This window comes from Massilimicrobiota sp. mt181 (assembly GCF_055420065.1).
In genome coordinates, this window is record NZ_JBVAYN010000023.1 from 1 (window position 1) to 16719 (window position 16719).

Annotated in this window: 13 protein-coding genes; 1 reads left to right on the forward strand and 12 read right to left on the reverse strand. The window is 32.3% G+C overall.

From position 1 onward, the window contains the following. Positions 1 to 63: 63 nt before the first annotated feature. Positions 64 to 1488, reverse strand: coding sequence for a C40 family peptidase (locus ACZYT4_RS11320; RefSeq protein WP_463785805.1), 1425 nt, complete (start codon positions 1486 to 1488; stop codon positions 64 to 66). Positions 1489 to 1733: 245 nt separating this feature from the next. Here ACZYT4_RS11320 and ACZYT4_RS11325 point away from each other — a divergent pair, with 245 nt between their 5' ends. Beyond that, a complete protein-coding gene (locus ACZYT4_RS11325) occupies positions 1734 to 2240 on the forward strand; it encodes a putative ABC transporter permease (protein ID WP_463785807.1) in 507 nt (168 codons plus the stop codon). A 185-nt stretch (positions 2241 to 2425) separates the two neighbouring features. Here the strand turns inward: ACZYT4_RS11325 and ACZYT4_RS11330 are convergent, their stop codons facing one another. The 11 genes from ACZYT4_RS11330 to ACZYT4_RS11380 all read right to left on the reverse strand — a co-directional run bounded on the left by ACZYT4_RS11330 (position 2426) and on the right by ACZYT4_RS11380 (position 16694). Beyond that, on the reverse strand, positions 2426 to 3130 hold the full coding sequence (locus ACZYT4_RS11330) for an ABC transporter ATP-binding protein (RefSeq protein WP_463785809.1): 705 nt from the start codon (positions 3128 to 3130) through the stop codon (positions 2426 to 2428). Positions 3131 to 3140: 10 nt separating this feature from the next. Then, positions 3141 to 3920, reverse strand: coding sequence for an ABC transporter ATP-binding protein (locus ACZYT4_RS11335; protein WP_463785811.1), 780 nt, complete (start codon positions 3918 to 3920; stop codon positions 3141 to 3143). Then, positions 3913 to 4977, reverse strand: coding sequence for a branched-chain amino acid ABC transporter permease (locus tag ACZYT4_RS11340; protein WP_463785813.1), 1065 nt, complete (start codon positions 4975 to 4977; stop codon positions 3913 to 3915). Before ACZYT4_RS11340 ends, ACZYT4_RS11335 begins: the two co-directional genes overlap by 8 nt. A gap of 9 nt (positions 4978 to 4986) precedes the next feature. Continuing rightward, the gene (locus ACZYT4_RS11345; protein WP_463785815.1) at positions 4987 to 5868 is read right to left on the reverse strand and encodes a branched-chain amino acid ABC transporter permease; all 882 of its coding nucleotides are present in this window, start codon (positions 5866 to 5868) and stop codon (positions 4987 to 4989) included. Positions 5869 to 5973: 105 nt separating this feature from the next. Next, entirely contained in the window at positions 5974 to 7143 is a 1170-nt protein-coding gene (locus ACZYT4_RS11350) for an ABC transporter substrate-binding protein (protein WP_463785818.1), read from the reverse strand. Positions 7144 to 7315: 172 nt separating this feature from the next. Next, positions 7316 to 10363 (reverse strand): ABC transporter permease, encoded by a 3048-nt coding sequence (locus ACZYT4_RS11355; RefSeq protein WP_463785821.1) that lies wholly within the window; start codon positions 10361 to 10363, stop codon positions 7316 to 7318. Next, positions 10357 to 11061: an ABC transporter ATP-binding protein gene (locus tag ACZYT4_RS11360; RefSeq protein ID WP_463785823.1), complete on the reverse strand. Its 705-nt coding sequence runs from the start codon at positions 11059 to 11061 to the stop codon at positions 10357 to 10359. The genes ACZYT4_RS11355 and ACZYT4_RS11360 overlap by 7 nt, the downstream gene beginning before the upstream one ends. A gap of 108 nt (positions 11062 to 11169) precedes the next feature. Next, complete coding sequence (locus tag ACZYT4_RS11365) at positions 11170 to 12609, reverse strand: TrkH family potassium uptake protein (RefSeq protein ID WP_463785824.1); 1440 nt, start codon at positions 12607 to 12609, stop codon at positions 11170 to 11172. Beyond that, positions 12606 to 13976, reverse strand: coding sequence for a Trk system potassium transporter TrkA (gene trkA, locus ACZYT4_RS11370; protein WP_463785826.1), 1371 nt, complete (start codon positions 13974 to 13976; stop codon positions 12606 to 12608). Before trkA ends, ACZYT4_RS11365 begins: the two co-directional genes overlap by 4 nt. 23 nt (positions 13977 to 13999) lie before the next feature. Continuing rightward, positions 14000 to 15556 (reverse strand): NAD(P)/FAD-dependent oxidoreductase, encoded by a 1557-nt coding sequence (locus ACZYT4_RS11375; protein WP_463785828.1) that lies wholly within the window; start codon positions 15554 to 15556, stop codon positions 14000 to 14002. Continuing rightward, positions 15540 to 16694 carry an aminoacetone oxidase family FAD-binding enzyme gene (locus ACZYT4_RS11380; protein ID WP_463785831.1) on the reverse strand — a complete coding sequence of 385 codons (1155 nt, stop codon included), beginning with the start codon at positions 16692 to 16694 and terminating at the stop codon, positions 15540 to 15542. The genes ACZYT4_RS11375 and ACZYT4_RS11380 overlap by 17 nt, the downstream gene beginning before the upstream one ends. Positions 16695 to 16719 lie beyond the last annotated feature (25 nt).

A 16719-nucleotide genomic window follows, 5' to 3' on the forward strand; every position in this document is an offset into this window, starting at 1 on the left:
ATTTATTATTATAACATACCAAAAAGAAAAGCTATAATGAAATTATTCATTACAGCTTATTCATTAATATCTAACACCACAAGTGAATCCACTTAAGCTTGTATAACTTACAACAGCTCCACTGTGAGGAGAATGAATAACTCTTCCTCCACCAACATAGATTCCTACATGGCCTGGTCTCCATACAATATCACCTGGTTTAACATTAGATAGAGAAATAACTTTTCCTCCACTCTTTTGTCCACTAGATGTACGTGGGATACTCTTTCCGTTCTTTCTATATACCCATTGGGTAAATCCAGAACAGTCAAATGAACTTGGTCCAGTTGCACCCCATTTGTAAGGACAACCTAATCGTGATTTAGCAGTAGCTACCATTCCTTGATTTGGAGCAATATCATCTGGATTGACAACAGTGACTTTTAAAGATTTTGAACTTGAGTTACCAGCTTCATCAGTAACACTATAAGTCACAGTATATTTACCAGCTTTATCTGTGTTTACTGAACTGTTAACTTTGACTTTAGAAGTAATATTTCCATCTTTATTGTCAGTTGCACTTTCCAAATAACTCTTGGCATTAAAGCTCTTACCTTTTGTGATCTGCACAGAAGATTTAGATAAACTAATCTTTGGTGCACTTAAGTCTTCTACTTTAACTTTTAAAGATTTCTGTGACTGATTACCAGATGAATCTGTTGCAGTAATCTCTAATGTTGTTTCACCGACTTTTTTCGTATCCACTGTTCCATCTACATCAATAGATGTCACTTTCTTATCAAAGTTATCAGTAACTTTGACATAGTCTGAATAGCTAAATTGAGAACCATAGTCTACTGTAACTGTAGATTCCTTCTTGTAACTAATAGTAGGTGCAGTCGTATCTGATACATAGAACTCATAAGATTGCTGAGTTGTGTTTCCAGCATTATCAGAAACTGTCAATTCAATCATCTGTGTTCCTAACTTAGAAGTATCAAGTTTCTTATCAGTTTCAATAAATGGTGTAACATCTCCATCAACGTTATCTGAAGCATTGATGTATTGAGTAATATCATTGCTTCCGTTAGCTTCGACATCAACAACATAACCTTGACTTTCTCCTACTGGCTTCAATTCCGGAGCAGTTTTATCAACAACTTCTACTTGAACAACCTTAGTACTTGAATTTGTGAACATATCGGTTGCAGTTACTTCGACGTTATATATACCTAATTGATATGCATCATATGATGTATCATCAATTTTTACATCCATAGCGTCTAGGGAATCACGATTATCAGAAATAGCGAACATCGTTTTATCCAGCTTTGTTCCATAAAGAACTTCAATCTTATTTGCTTCGATTGTAGGATCTTCTTTATCAACAGCTGCATAACCAACCAATCCGAATGTTGAAATACATAGCATTGGAATGAACATAGCTTTACGCTTAAGAACATGTTCTTGCATCATTTCTAATAAATTCGTCTTAATATTACTATCCATTCGTTGCCTCCTTTCAATAATATACCCACTTAGAATTATAAAACAACGTTCACAAAAAGTCCACATTTTTCTTAAGAATTTCTTAAGAAATTAAAATTATGTTGATTTTATCAATGTTTTTTTAATTATATTTTTTTGTATTTTTATATAAAAAGACTATTTTACACATGAATTATTGACATAAAATGAAAAAAATAGACATATTCATTATTCATTTTCATAAATTATATCAAAAGGAGAATGTTATGATCATTGTTTATTTTTCAATTTACTGCTTTTTAGGTTATTGGCTAGAATCATGTTATATTTCCCTCTTTCAAAGAAAATGGGTATCTTCTGGTTTATTAAAAGGTCCGTTCATTCCTTTATATGGTTTTGGTGCATGTCTGTTAATGATATGTCTTCCATATATACAAGCATTACATCCATTCTTTAACTTTTTCCTCAGTGGTATTCTTTTGACCTTATTAGAATTATTAGCAAGTTATTATATTGAAAAATTCTTTCATACGCGTTGCTGGGATTACTCTCATCATTTTCTTCATTTTCAAGGACGCATATGCCTCATCTATTTTCTTATATGGTGCGTTATGGGAAGTCTTTTTATTTATGTGATTCATCCATTGATGATGTCTTTACACCTCGTTAACGATGCAACATGTCTAATCAGTCTTATTTATCTTTCTTTGATTATAAAAGCTTATGGAGATCGTCTTTTACACAATCGACATAATGGTATCAAAATACATTAGCTGCTCTCATAAAATGCTGTATGTTTCATATCAATCCGCATGAAACATACAGTCAAAATATGGGATATACATAACAAAAAAAACGACCCTTTATGATATAAGGTCGTTTGCTTAATGCAACGCATGAATTATTAAATATTGTAAGATTCATACATCAAATTTTCATTTCTTATTTTTGAATTTCCTTATCCTAAATAAGCTTCACGTACTTTTGGATTATCAGCAACTTCTTTTGCCGGACCAGAAATTGTAATATTTCCTGTTTCCAAAACATAGGCACGATCAGCAATAGAAAGAGCTTTATTCGCATTTTGTTCTACAAGAAGTACTGTCACACCATCTTTATTAATGTTTTTGATAATATCAAAAATTTCATTAACCAAAATAGGTGATAATCCCATTGAAGGTTCATCCAATAACAACAACTTTGGATTAGCCATCAATGCACGTCCCATCGCAAGCATCTGTTGTTCACCACCGGATAAAGTTCCAGCCAACTGATTTTTACGTTCCTCTAAGCGTGAAAAACGTTTAAAAACTCTTTCTAAATCTTTTTGAATGCTTTCCTTATCTTTTCTCAAATAAGCTCCCATTTCCAAATTTTCCATAACTGTCATTTCTGTAAAAACATGACGACCTTCTGGAACCTGAATCAATCCCAATCCAGGAATTTTATGTGGTGCCATTTTAGAAATCTCTTGACCATCAAATTGAATTGAACCTCCACGTGAATGAATCAATCCACTAATCGTATGCATAATAGAAGTTTTTCCTGCTCCATTCGCTCCAATTAAAGCAACAATTTCACCTTGATTGACTTCAAAAGAAACATTTTTGATAGCATGGATAACACCATAATATACATTCATATCTTTGACTTCTAATAACATGTTATCCCCCCTATTCTTCATCACTACCTAAATATGCGGCAATAACTTCTGGATTATTCCTAATTTCATCAGGTGTTCCTGTTGCTAAAACCTGACCAAAGTTTAAAACTGTAATTCTTTCGCATATACCCATAACAAATTTCATATCATGTTCTATCAATAAAATGGCTAATGAAAATTTTTCTCTGACTGTTTTTATAGTTTCCATTAATTCTGCTGTTTCTGCCGGATTCATTCCTGCAGCAGGTTCATCTAACAACAGTAATTTTGGATTCGTTCCTAAAGCACGTGCTATTTCTAGCTTTCTTTGTTTTCCATAAGGCAAATTACTTGCTTTAACATCAGCAAATTGCTCAAGATCAAACAACCTTAATAAACTCATTGCTTTTTCCCTGACTGCTTTTTCTTCATTACGATATTTTGGCAATTTCAAAATACTATCTAAAAGATTATAGCGTACAGAATGATGCATTCCAACTTTGACATTGTCTAAAACTGTCAAATCTTTAAATAAACGAATATTTTGAAAAGTTCTCGCAATACCTAATTGATTGACTGAAACAATAGATTCTTTTGTTATATCTTTTCCATTCAAATAAATACTTCCGTGAGTAGGTTCATAAACTTTTGTAAGTAAGTTAAAAATAGTTGTTTTTCCTGCTCCATTTGGCCCAATCAAACCATAAATCTGATTAGCTTTCATTTCGATATCAAAATCTTTAACAGCAGTCAGTCCACCAAACTCAATACCAAGATTTTCTGTTTTTAATATCAATCTCCCGTTAGTCATTGTTTAGCTCCCCTTCCGCTTTTTTTCGTCTAAAAATTTTCTTTATAAATTGATTGATTGTTGGATTATTTGTCACAATCATAATCACAATTAAGACAATAGCATAAATTAACATACGATAATCAGCCAAGAATCTTAATAATTCTGGAAGTAATACCAAGATAAATGTAGAAATAATTGTTCCAAACATATTTCCTAAACCACCTAAAACTACATAAACCAGAATCAAAATAGATTGGTTAAAATCAAATCTTGCAGGAACTAATGTTGAGAAATTCAACCCATATAAAACACCTGCCGCTCCAGCAATACCAGCTGATAAAACGAAAGCTATTGTTTTTGTCTTGACAACATTAATTCCCACAGATTGTGCAGCAATTCTATCGTCTCTCGTTGCCATTACACTACGCCCATATTTACTATTAATAAAATGAAAAATAATCAGAATTGTAATAATTAATAAAATAACACCAACAGTAAAAGTAGAAATACGATCAGTTGCGGTCGCTCCTATCGGTCCATTGATCAGCATTTTACCACCTGTTCCTAATGTCACAGTATTTGTAATAAAACTAAAATGAAAACCATTAGAATCAAAACCTAAGAAAGTATTATTAATTAAACTTTTTATGATTTGTCCAAAAGCTAATGTTACAATAGCTAAATAGTCACCTTGTAATTTCAAAACCGGAATACTAATCAAAAAACCAAAGAATGCAGCAACAATAGCACCAACAATAATAGAAATAACTAATCTTAAAATATCATTTGAAATCATTGTTGCCATCACATTAGAGACAATAACTCCCGTAAAAGCTCCAATACTCATAAATCCAGCATGACCTAAACTCAATTCACCTGAGATACCAACAACTAGATTTAAAGCCAAGGCTACTATAATATAGCTTGTAACAGGAACTAACAAATTAATAAATAAACTTTTAAGTGATCCTGTATACATCAATACTTCAATAACAATATATGCAATAATAACTAATCCTAAACATAAATGACAATTTCTATTTTTACCAAGAAAGGCAGTTTTTAATTTAGCCATCTGAATCACCTACACTTTCTCACTGATTTTCTTACCTAATAAACCTGTTGGTTTAATAAGTAGAACAATAATCAATACTAAAAAAACAATTGCATCAGACATTTGTGAAGAAATATATGCTTTCGCAAGTGTTTCTAAAACACCAAGCAACAATCCTCCAATAAATGCCCCAGGAATTGAGCCAATTCCCCCAAAAACAGCCGCTGTAAATGCTTTAATACCAGGCATTGATCCAAGTGTTGGATTAACAGCTGGATATGTTGAACATAGCAAAACAGAGGCAATAGCAGCTAATCCTGACCCAATCGCAAATGTAATAGAAATTGTTGTATCAACATTAATTCCCATTAACTGCGCTGTTGCTTTATCTTCAGAACAGGCACGCATTGCTTTTCCAGTTTTTGTTTTATTAATAAATAAGGTTAAAACAACCATAATTACAATACAAACAAGTATTGTTATAAGTGTCAACAAAGAAATTTGTAACTGCCCATTAAATAAACTAATATTACCAAAATCAAACATTGTTGGGAAAATCTTTGTATCGCTTCCCCAAAGAATCTGTGCAGCATTTTGTAAGAAATAACTGACACCGATTGCGGTAATCAACACAGATAATGTTGAAGCATCTCTTAAAGGTTTATATGCCAATCTTTCAATCAACACACCTAATAAAGTACATACCAACACTGAAAATAGCACAGCAACTAATGATGGCATATTAAATTTTCCTACAGCAAAAAAAGCTACATATGCACCAATCATAATAACATCACCATGTGCAAAGTTAAGCATTTTTGCAATACCATAAACCATGGTATATCCTAACGCAATGATTGCATAAACACTTCCTAATCCTAAGCCTGTAATCAGAAACGATAGAAAGTCCATTATTCTTCCCCCTTTTATATAACCATCAACATTTATTGTTAATCATTTTTTATAAAAAAGAGGTTAACAACCTGTGATTGCTAACCTCTTATATTTGAATATAGATTAGTCCTCTACACCTACATATGCGCCATCTTTAATAACAACAGCTTTTGGAGACTTGCTTACTTCTCCACTTTCAGACCAAGTCACATCACTACCAGTAATACCATCAAAAGTCATTGATGTAAACTGTTTAATCAAAAGATCTGCAAGATCAGAATTACTCATATCTGGAGTAGCCTTTCCTGCTTCTAACGCATCATAAATTGCATAAATGCAATCATATGCATCTGCGGCAAACTGGTTAGGAGTTTCACCATATCTTTCTTTATAATTCTTAACAAAATTAGCAGTTAATTCATCTTTAGCATCAGCTGAGAATGGTGTTAACAAATATACACCTTCAGCTAATTCTGTATTAAATCCATCCAATGTCAAGATACCATCCATTCCATCAACACCAAAGAATGTTGGAGCATATCCCATTTGATTTGCTTGAGTTAAAATCAATGAAGCTGGTTGATAATAGATTGGTAAATATACTATATCAGCACCTTTAGATTGAGCATCTTTTAATTGAACATTAAAATCTGTTGCACTTGAATTGTCAAAAGATGTTTCAGACACAACATCTAATCCAACTTTTTTAGCTTCATCCATGAATTTTTGATAAATACCTGTTGAGTAATTATCATCACTCTTGTAAATAACAGCAACTTTAGATCCTAAATCAGTATGATTTTTAAGATAATCTGCAGATGCGACACCTTGGTTAGGATCTGTAAAACACATCTGATAAACATATTTATATGACTGTGTATTGTCTGCATCACTATAAATAACTGTTGTTGAAGATGCAGAAGGTGTAATTGCAAATGTTGTATCATCAGCATAGTTTTGAGAAACAGCTGCTCCAGCACCAGATGTAACTGTTGCTAAACCAATTTGCATACCCCAATCCTTTAAAGTTCCATATGCTGTTGGAGATTTTTCAGGATCAGCCTGATCATCTTCAATTTTGAATTCTAATTGAATTCCTCCTTTAGCATTCACTTCTTCTACTGCAAGTTCGGCTGCATTTTTAACTGCATTACCATAAACAGCATTGTCCCCAGTCAGAGGTCCAGAAACTCCAATTTTAAAAGTAGAATTTCCACTCGAAGTATCATTACCGCCACAAGCAACTAGCATACTTGCAACAGCAAGAGTAGAAAAAATTTTTTTCAAATTCATATATCTCTCCCCTTTTTCGTTTTGAATATATTTAACATTATACTTAACATTTTATACAAGTCAACAAAAAAACACTTTATTTTTTCAAATATTCTAAAAATCATAAAGAAATTTATTCTTTTAATAAAAAATAGACTTTCTATATAAAAAAGAGTGACTTCATATCACTCTTTCATTCAATACTTTTTAATGATTCTACCATATTAACTTTATTTAAAACATGACGCATACTGAAATTAATCAGGTACGTAAATCCTAAAGTCATAATAATAGCATAAATATAACTCATAATATCAATTTGTCTAACAAACATCGTCATATCTAATTCAACTGTAATAATAATAAATTTATGCAGGAAGTATCCTAAAATAATTCCAAACATTGAGCCAATAACAGAAAGTAATATATTTTCTCTAAAAATATAATCATAAACTTCCTTACGTCTAAAGCCAAGAACTTTAATTGTTGCAATTTCACTTTTTCTTTCTTGGATATTAATATTTGTTAAATTATATAAAACGATAAAATTTAAAGCTCCTGCACAAACAATAAGAATGATTACAACCAGATTGACGCTTTGTACTTGTTTATCAAATTCTTCACCAACAGATGACATATCTGAAAGATTACCATAGCCCTTATCTTTCATATAATCTTCTAAAGTCTTTATATTTGAGGTCTGATCATCTTTCACAATCAAGAAAGCATTATTCACTTTTAAATCCTGTTCAGTTAATGTCTCATATAATGTTTGAGACATATAAACATAGTTCATAAAATAATTTTCTGTTATTCCTGATATTTTCACATTATATTTTGTTTCATCTAATTCAATATCAATCGTATCATCTTTTTCAACACCCAAAAGTTCTGCAGCTTTAGCAGTCAAAATAATGCCTTCATCATCGAGAGTCAATTCTTTATGTGTTTGATAATCATTGAAATTGACAAAATTTTTCATATTATCCATAGATTGATATACAATCAAAGAACCATATAAGTCTTCTTTATTCTTTAATAAATTCACACTTTTATTGTAAACATATTCAATATTGCTGACTTCACTTCGATTTAAGAGATCCTCTTGATAATCCTGAGCAGTATTTGTTGAAACACTGTTTTCCATACGAACAAGGTAATCATAAGTGAAGACATCTTTATATTGTTTATCAACAACCTGGGATACTGATGTTTTAATACCAAATCCTGTAATAATTAAAGCTGTACACCCAGCAATACCAATTACAGACATGAAGAAACGTTTTTTATATCTAAAAATATTACGCATAGTCACTTTTTGATTAAAAGATAAGCGTCTCCACAGCCAAGTTATTCTTTCTAAGAAGATGCGTTTTCCAATTTTTGGAGCCTTTGGTCGCATTAAAACAGCAGGCATTAAATTCAATTCACTGATACATACAAATAAAGTCACAGCCAAAATAACAAACACTGAGATAAATACAGTTTCAAACGCATCAATCCAACTAAAATAGATGACTGTAGGTGCATCTACCTGAAACAGCATTAAATTATATAAATAATAAATAATACGTGGGAAGAATTGTGTCCCTACAACGATTCCTAACACACAGGCAAAGAAGGTCGCAAAGACAACATAAACAATATATTGCTTCATAACATCCCATTTTGAATATCCCAAAGCACGTAAAGTTCCACTTTGACCTCTTTGTTCTTCTACCATCCTTGTCATTGTTGTTAATGACACTAGCGCAGAAACGAGGAAAAACATTAAAGGAAAAATATTAGCAATAGACGAAATAGATTCTGTATTGGAATCAAAATTCACTAATCCAGAGTTCTCATGACGTGTTAAGGTATAAAGTCTTCCCTTAGGAATTTGATTAACCTGTTCCTTTGCTGCATCCAATTGTGTTTTGGCTGTATCTAATTCTTCTTGAACTTTTTGTAGTTCATTGTTTGTTTGAAGTTCTTCTAAAGTTAACTTGTTTTCCTGTTGTTCAATTTCAAGCTTTGCCTTTTCAATCGCAATAGAAGCATCGTTAAGTTGCGATAAACCATCTAATGACGAAGATGCTGAATTTAATGTTTCTCCCATTTTTTCTAGACTTTGGATAGAACTTTGAATGTCTGGAGAAACATTTTCAATTGGACTATTTTGATAATTCTCTAACTCGCTTTGTAAAGATTCTAAATTCGTTTGCAATTCCTGGCTTGTACTTTCCAATGTTTCTATCATTTCCTTAATTTGTGTAGATGCCGTTTCTTGCGCCTGTAAATATTCACTTTCTTTTTCAGCCAAAGTGATTTTCGCATTTGTTAATTGAATTTTCGCTTCTAGTATTTTTTCATCAAAGAGATTCTTAGATTCACTATAAGTCTGATATCCTTCATCATATTCTTTTTGTGCCTGATCCAGTTCTTTTTGAGCATCACTCGTTAAATCTTCATAAAGACGACTCATTTTTAAAGATAGGGTGCTTTTAATCTTCGTATTGACATCTTCAATATAATTATCATATTCCTCACTAAATACATTATATGCCTTAGCACCTTCAACACAGACAGAAATCTGATTATATAAGACATCTTCATCACGCAAATCATACAAATCTTCTGGCATAGCCAAAAAGGCATTGTTCTCATTAAGAATTTCTATATATCCAGAATTTGTTCCATCACCTAAAGTATTTGTACCTCGATCCGTAACAGCAATGTATCTGACATCATTCACAACACCCACAATTTTAAAAGTTTTCTCACCTTGATCATTATGAATCTGAATCTCATCCCCTATAGCATAACCTTCAGACAATAATTCTTCATCTATGACACATTCATTATCTTTTGTAGGGAATTGACCATCAACCAGATATGGATAATTAATCATATCTTTATGATAACTCTCATTAGCATAGACAGTAACCCCAGAAAGTGAATCATTGTGAGTAATTAAGGCATCAAATTGATATCCATATTCAATACTCTCAATCCCTGATATATTTCTGATTTCATCAATATCATCTTCGGAAAATCCTAATGAAGCCATATATGTCAAATCGGAGTAATGATATTTATCTAAAAAAGCATCCATTGATTTCATCATAGTTCCAGGCGTATTTCTTAACCCAGCAAAAAAAGCAGCACCTAAAAATACAATCGCAAAAATAGAAAGAAATCTCGCTTTAGAAGAAAAAATAGATTTTCTTAGATTTTTCCAATATGCTTTTTTCTTTACCATTCTATTTCCTCTATTGGTTTTGGATTTTCATTTAATTCTACGCCATTCACTTTTCCATTTTTGAGATGAATCACACGATCTGCCATCGGTGCCAAAGCAGAATTATGAGTAATGACAATAACTGTCATCTGATATGTCATACACATTTCTCTTAACAGTGATAATATAGATTTTCCTGTCTGATAATCTAAAGCTCCTGTTGGTTCATCACATAACAGTAATTTAGGATTTTTAGCAATAGCTCTTGCAATTGCTACACGTTGTTGCTCTCCACCTGATAATTGTGCAGGGAAGTTCATCATACGTTGTGATAATCCTACTCTCTCTAAAACATTTCTTGCATCCAATGGATTTTTAGATATCTGAGAAGCCAATTCTACATTTTCTAAAGCTGTTAAATTCTGAACAAGGTTATAAAATTGAAAGACAAAGCCAATATCATTACGACGATATTCAGTTAATTTCTTTTCATCATATAAAGCAATATTTTCACCATCGACAAGAATTGACCCACTTGTAGGCGAATCCATTCCTCCCAGCAAATTTAAAATAGTTGTTTTCCCAGCACCAGAAGCACCGACAATAACAACAAATTCCCCTTTATTCACTATAAAATCAACGCCATCACTTGCATTAATTGTAATATCCCCCATCGTATAACTTTTTACTATATTTTTGAATTCAATTAAAGCTTGCATATCTATGACCACCTTTATAATATAGTAACATATTTTTTTTCAAAAAAAAATACGGAGAAAAAAATAACAAAAAATTCCGAATTAAAAAAAGGTTTGTCGAAACAAACCTTATCTTTTCCATAAAGAACGGGTAAAGAACATTAATAATGGGAAAATTTCCAATCTTCCAGCTAACATATCAAAAGATAAAACAATTTTTGATAAATCTGTTAAACTCGAAAAATTGCCTACCGGACCAACAATACCAAGACCCGGTCCTACGTTATTAAAACAAGTTGCTACTGCGCCAAAGGCAGAAGTAAAATTGATATTCTGCAATGACACCAACAAAAACGAAAGTCCAAAAAGCAAGAAATATAAGACCCAATAAACATGGATATTCCCTAAAGTTGCATGTGATAAATACTTTCCTTCAAAACGTACTGAAGTCACACTATGAGGGTGAATCATACGTTTCATTTCTGCTATAGCACTTTTCACACCAATAATAATACGCGAAACTTTCATACCCCCACCTGTTGATCCGGCACAGGCACCTACAAACATCAGAAGAACAAGAATCGTCTGTGAAAATAAAGGCCATTGACCATAATCAGCAGTCACATATCCAGTTGTCGTAATGATTGATGCAACTTGAAAAATAGCATAGCGAAAGGCTTCAATAAATGACGTATACATTGGTAAAATATTGCATGTAATGGCTAAAGCAGAAGCCATAATAATAAACAGATACCAACAGAGTTCTTCGCTTTTAAATGCTGCCGCAAATTTTTTAATAGCAAAGAAATAGATCAAATTGAAATTAACTCCAAATAAAATCATAAAAAATGTAATTATTCCATCACAATAAGCACTATGATAGAAAGCTATAGATGTATTCTTAATAGCAAATCCACCAGTTCCCGCTGTCCCAAAACTATTTAATAAACTATCAAAAAATGGCATACCACCTAACATTAATAAAATAACTTCAATAATTGTTAAAACAGTATAAATCTGATAAAGAATCTGTGAAGAGACAGTAATCTTAGAAACAAGTTTGCCAACAATTGGTCCCGGCATTTCTGCTTTCAATATATGTAAAGTTGAACCATTGGCATCTGGTAAGAACGCTACAACAAAGACAAGAATTCCCATTCCACCAATCCAATGAGAAAAACTGCGCCAAAATAAAGTAGCATGTGACAAAGCTTCAATATCAGTTAAAATTGATGAACCTGTTGTCGTAAATCCAGAGACAATTTCAAAAAAAGCATCTACATAGGATGGAATCTCACCCGTCATACAAAATGGAATCGCTCCAAAAACAGATAGAAAAATCCAAGCTGCCGCAACAATAGCAAAACCTTCTTTTGCATAAATGACTTTGTTCTTAGGTTTTTGAAGACTCATGACTTTTCCCAGTACACAAAGTAAAAATGCCATGATTAAATAAGCCCAAGCTTCCCTTTCTTGATAAATCACTCCTATTAAAAATGGTAAAAGCATTAATAACCCCTCTATCATTAACATTTTTCCAAGGGTATATAAAATCATACGTCTGTTCATGAATGACTCTCCTCAAAAATATCATTGATATCTTTCAGAGGGATATGATATGCAATAACAATAATACGATCTCCAACATGCAAAGCATCCTGTCCATTTGGAATAATCATCTGATTATGACGAATAATACCACCAACGAGTAAATCTTTCTTCATATTGACATCAGCAAAAGGAATATCACAATATTTTGTTTTTTCATCAACAACAAATTCCACTGCTTCAACTTCTTCATTAACAATCTTATATAAAGTTTGAACACTTGAAGAACGATCATGATTTTCTTTCACACGAATATAACGAATAATTTGTGATGTCACCAAAGCCTTAGGATCAACAATACTATCAATTCCCAATTGATCAATAACACCATTTAAATTCATACGATTTACTTTCGCAATTGATTTTTTTATTCCTAATTGTTTGGAAGCCAAAGCCAAAACAATATTTTCCTCATCAAGACCTGTCAAGCTTACTAAGACATCACCACGTTTAATACCTTCTTCTAATAAAATATTTTCATCACTTCCGTCACCTTCAATAATAATGGAGTAAGGTAATTTCTCAGAAAGTTCAATACAACGTTGATGATTTCTTTCAAAGATTTTTGTTTTAATGCCATGAACAGCCAATTGTCTTGCAAGATAATAAGCAATCTTGCTGCCTCCTATAATCATGACATGTTTAAGTTTATGAGAGGCAAATCCTGTATCCAAACAGAATTTTGTTAAATCTTTATGTGAACCCACAACATAGATATGATCCTGACTCTTTAATACAAAATCACCATTAGGAATCATGACTTTTTCATCACGTTTGACTGCACAAATTAATACCTGTGATTTAGAAACTGTTGATAATTGATTTAAAGAAAGAGAATCTAAATTCATTCCATTTTTGATTCGCAATTCAATAATTTCCACTTTTCCTTTCGCAAAAGTGTCGATACGCATAGCAGAAGAAAACATAATTGTTCTTCTGATATCATTGGCTGCCTCTAATTCAGGATTAATAATCATAGAAAATCCTAACTGACTTTTTAAGATATCACTTTGCATGGAATAATCTGGATTTCTGACTCGCGCAATAATATGTTTAGCTCCTAATTGTTTTGCTAATAAACAAGAAAGAATATTCAATTCATCTGATGTAGTCACAGAAATAACTATATCTGCTTTATCAACTTCTGCTTCTTCTAAAACATGAAAGTTGGCACCATTACCACTGACACCTAAAACATCATATTGATTGACAATATTTTCGACTTTTTGTTGATTATAATCAATAACCACAACATTATAGCCTTCATCTGATAAATAATGTGTTAACATTTGTCCTACTTTACCTAGGCCAATAATAACAATATTCATATTTCCTCTCCCATTCTTTCATTTTATTTATTTTTTAAAATATTTTCAGCACACATAATTCCATCAATAGCAGATGACATAATTCCACCAGCATAACCAGCTCCCTCTCCGATTGGGTATAAACCATTGATTTCAGATTGATAGTTCTCCCCTCTCAAAATTCTTAAAGGTGCACTACTTCTTGTTTCAACACCGGTTAAAATTGTATCTTCATCTATAAAGCCAGGCATTTTTTGATTCATTAGCAGTAGTCCTTCTTTTAAATGTTGATTGATAAAATCAGGGAACACCTCATTTAAATCACATATCTGATATCCTGGTTGATAGGTTGGTTTGATTTTTCCTAATGGATGGACTTCTCCTGCGATATAATCCATTGCTTTTTGAACAGGTGCAAAGTATCGACCACCACCCATTTCAAAAGCCTTTCTTTCTAGTTTTCTTTGAAACTCTATACCAGCAAGTGGGTGAACGCCAGGAAAATCATCTGTTGAAATCGTTACCAAAACAGCGCTATTAGCATTCAAACCATCTCGTGCATAATAACTCATCCCATTCACACAAATTGTGCCTTCTTCATGTTGAGAAGGAACAACAAATCCTCCTGGGCACATACAAAATGTATAAACCCCTCTTTTACCACTTTGGACAGCCAATTTATATGGTGCAGCTTTTAAATAAGGAGATGAAGCACTTTTCTTATATTGAATATGATTGATTTTTTCTTGCGACTGTTCAATACGTACCCCTACCGCAAAGGCTTTTTGCTGCAAAGGAACATTTTTATGATACAGCAATTCATATGTATCTCGTGCATTATGTCCAATCGCTAAAACAAGAAGATCAGTATAGATTGTCTGCTGTTTTTGATTTTGTAAAACGACAACATCAAAACCAGGGTCTTTTTGATGGAAATCTATCATCTGTGTTTCAAATAAGAAAGTCACACCTTTAGAAATCAAAAAGTTTCTCATGTTTTGAATGACTTGACGTAAGTAATCTGTTCCAATATGCGGTTTATTCATATATAAGATATCATCTGGTGCACCAAAACGAACAAAGGTTTCTAAAATGTAACGGATACGTTCATTTTTCACTCCAGTTGTCAATTTCCCATCAGAAAACGTTCCTGCTCCTCCTTCTCCAAAAGCTATATTACTTTGTGGATGCAAGACTCCTCTTTCCATTAAATCATTGACAGCTTTTTCTCTTTTGGCAACTTCCTGTCCTCGCTCAATGATGGTCACTTTCTGACCACTCATAGCTAATACATAAGCACAGAAGAGTCCTGCCGGACCACTTCCTACAATCAACACATGCTGATCAGTTGCTGGCAAATATTGATAATGATATGGTTTGACTTTTTGAAGACATGTATATTTTTTGAGATATCTTTCTTCATCTGGAACCATGAAATCAAAACTACAAATAAAATGAACCTGTTGACGCCTTGCATCTATAGATTGCTTCACTAATGTTACATGACTAATTTCTTTTTCACGAACATTCAAAAATTGCGAAATGACTTTTGCATAGCGTTTTTCGCCTAATTTCACTTTCACATTATGAATTCTTAACATAACTTTTCCTTTCTATAGCTTCAGCTACGCGATAAGCACTTGCTAAAGCAAAATGTAAATTATAGCCTCCACACATTCCTGCTACATTTAAAATCTCCCCAACGGCATACATCCCTGGATATTTCTTTATTTCAAGATCTTCATTTGTATTTTTCAATGATAAGCCACCTTTCATGACTTGAGCATATTGAGCATCTCTGATTCCTTGAATATCAAGAGGAAATCTTTTTAATAAAGAAGCAAGCTTTGAGACTGGAAGATGCTGATATTTTTGAAAATATACTGCTATCTTGTGATTCAGCACTCCTTCTAAATCATGATCAGGTAACTTTTTCAAATATTCACACAATTGATTTTGACTCATTTCGTCAAAAAAATCAATGTATAATTGGTATTTATGATGTTTTTTATAAAAAGAAGATAACTGCATAATCGCAATTCCACTGACTCCATAGTCCGTAAATAGTAATTCTCCCTTTTCCTGATGAATACATTTTTCGTTTTCTATTAAAGAAAATGTTCCTTTCACTCTTACCCCTTTTAAAGTCTTTAAAACTGGTTTGGTATAAAATTGAACAAGCGAAGGAATTGGTTCAATAACTTTTAATCCTAACTGTTTTAAAAGATGATAACGCGATGCATTCATACCCGATAGTTTACCTGCTTCACTGCCCATTGCCAAAATAACACAATCAGCTTTTAATCTTTGCTGAGAAGTATGAATTATATAAGGTTGTGATTTTTCAATCTTTAATACTTCCTGTTCATAATGAAAAGTCACTCCTGCATCCTGAGCTCTTTTCATAAAGATATTCTTAACTGATAAAGCCTGTTCACTTTTCGGATATAACAAATCACCTTGATAAACACAATAAAGACCCAGTTTTTCCATTTGTTTGACCATATCAAAATCTTGAATAATCTTTTGCACAACATCTAAACAATCACTTTGATAATAACATTGATTCATATGTTTATTAGACAAATTACATCTTCCATTTCCAGTGGCTAAAAGTTTTTTTAGTGGCGCCTGGTTCTGTTCAATAACAATCACTTGATCTTCAGAAAATTTCTGTTTTAATAAAATCGATAAATAAACACCTGAAACGCCTGCACCAATAATCACAAATCTTCTCATGTTTTCTCCCTTCTTCGCTATATTC

Bases quoted from the DNA above. Each gene is read 5' to 3' on its own strand.
- ACZYT4_RS11320 (WP_463785805.1), bottom strand. From the start codon at position 1,488: ATGGATAGTAATATTAAGACGAATTTATTAGAAATGATGCAAGAACAT.
- ACZYT4_RS11325 (WP_463785807.1), top strand. From the start codon at position 1,734: ATGATCATTGTTTATTTTTCAATTTACTGCTTTTTAGGTTATTGGCTA.
- ACZYT4_RS11330 (WP_463785809.1), bottom strand. From the start codon at position 3,130: ATGTTATTAGAAGTCAAAGATATGAATGTATATTATGGTGTTATCCAT.
- ACZYT4_RS11335 (WP_463785811.1), bottom strand. From the start codon at position 3,920: ATGACTAACGGGAGATTGATATTAAAAACAGAAAATCTTGGTATTGAG.
- ACZYT4_RS11340 (WP_463785813.1), bottom strand. From the start codon at position 4,977: ATGGCTAAATTAAAAACTGCCTTTCTTGGTAAAAATAGAAATTGTCAT.
- ACZYT4_RS11345 (WP_463785815.1), bottom strand. From the start codon at position 5,868: ATGGACTTTCTATCGTTTCTGATTACAGGCTTAGGATTAGGAAGTGTT.
- ACZYT4_RS11350 (WP_463785818.1), bottom strand. From the start codon at position 7,143: ATGAATTTGAAAAAAATTTTTTCTACTCTTGCTGTTGCAAGTATGCTA.
- ACZYT4_RS11355 (WP_463785821.1), bottom strand. From the start codon at position 10,363: ATGGTAAAGAAAAAAGCATATTGGAAAAATCTAAGAAAATCTATTTTT.
- ACZYT4_RS11360 (WP_463785823.1), bottom strand. From the start codon at position 11,061: ATGCAAGCTTTAATTGAATTCAAAAATATAGTAAAAAGTTATACGATG.
- ACZYT4_RS11365 (WP_463785824.1), bottom strand. From the start codon at position 12,609: ATGAACAGACGTATGATTTTATATACCCTTGGAAAAATGTTAATGATA.
- trkA (WP_463785826.1), bottom strand. From the start codon at position 13,976: ATGAATATTGTTATTATTGGCCTAGGTAAAGTAGGACAAATGTTAACA.
- ACZYT4_RS11375 (WP_463785828.1), bottom strand. From the start codon at position 15,556: ATGTTAAGAATTCATAATGTGAAAGTGAAATTAGGCGAAAAACGCTAT.
- ACZYT4_RS11380 (WP_463785831.1), bottom strand. From the start codon at position 16,694: ATGAGAAGATTTGTGATTATTGGTGCAGGCGTTTCAGGTGTTTATTTA.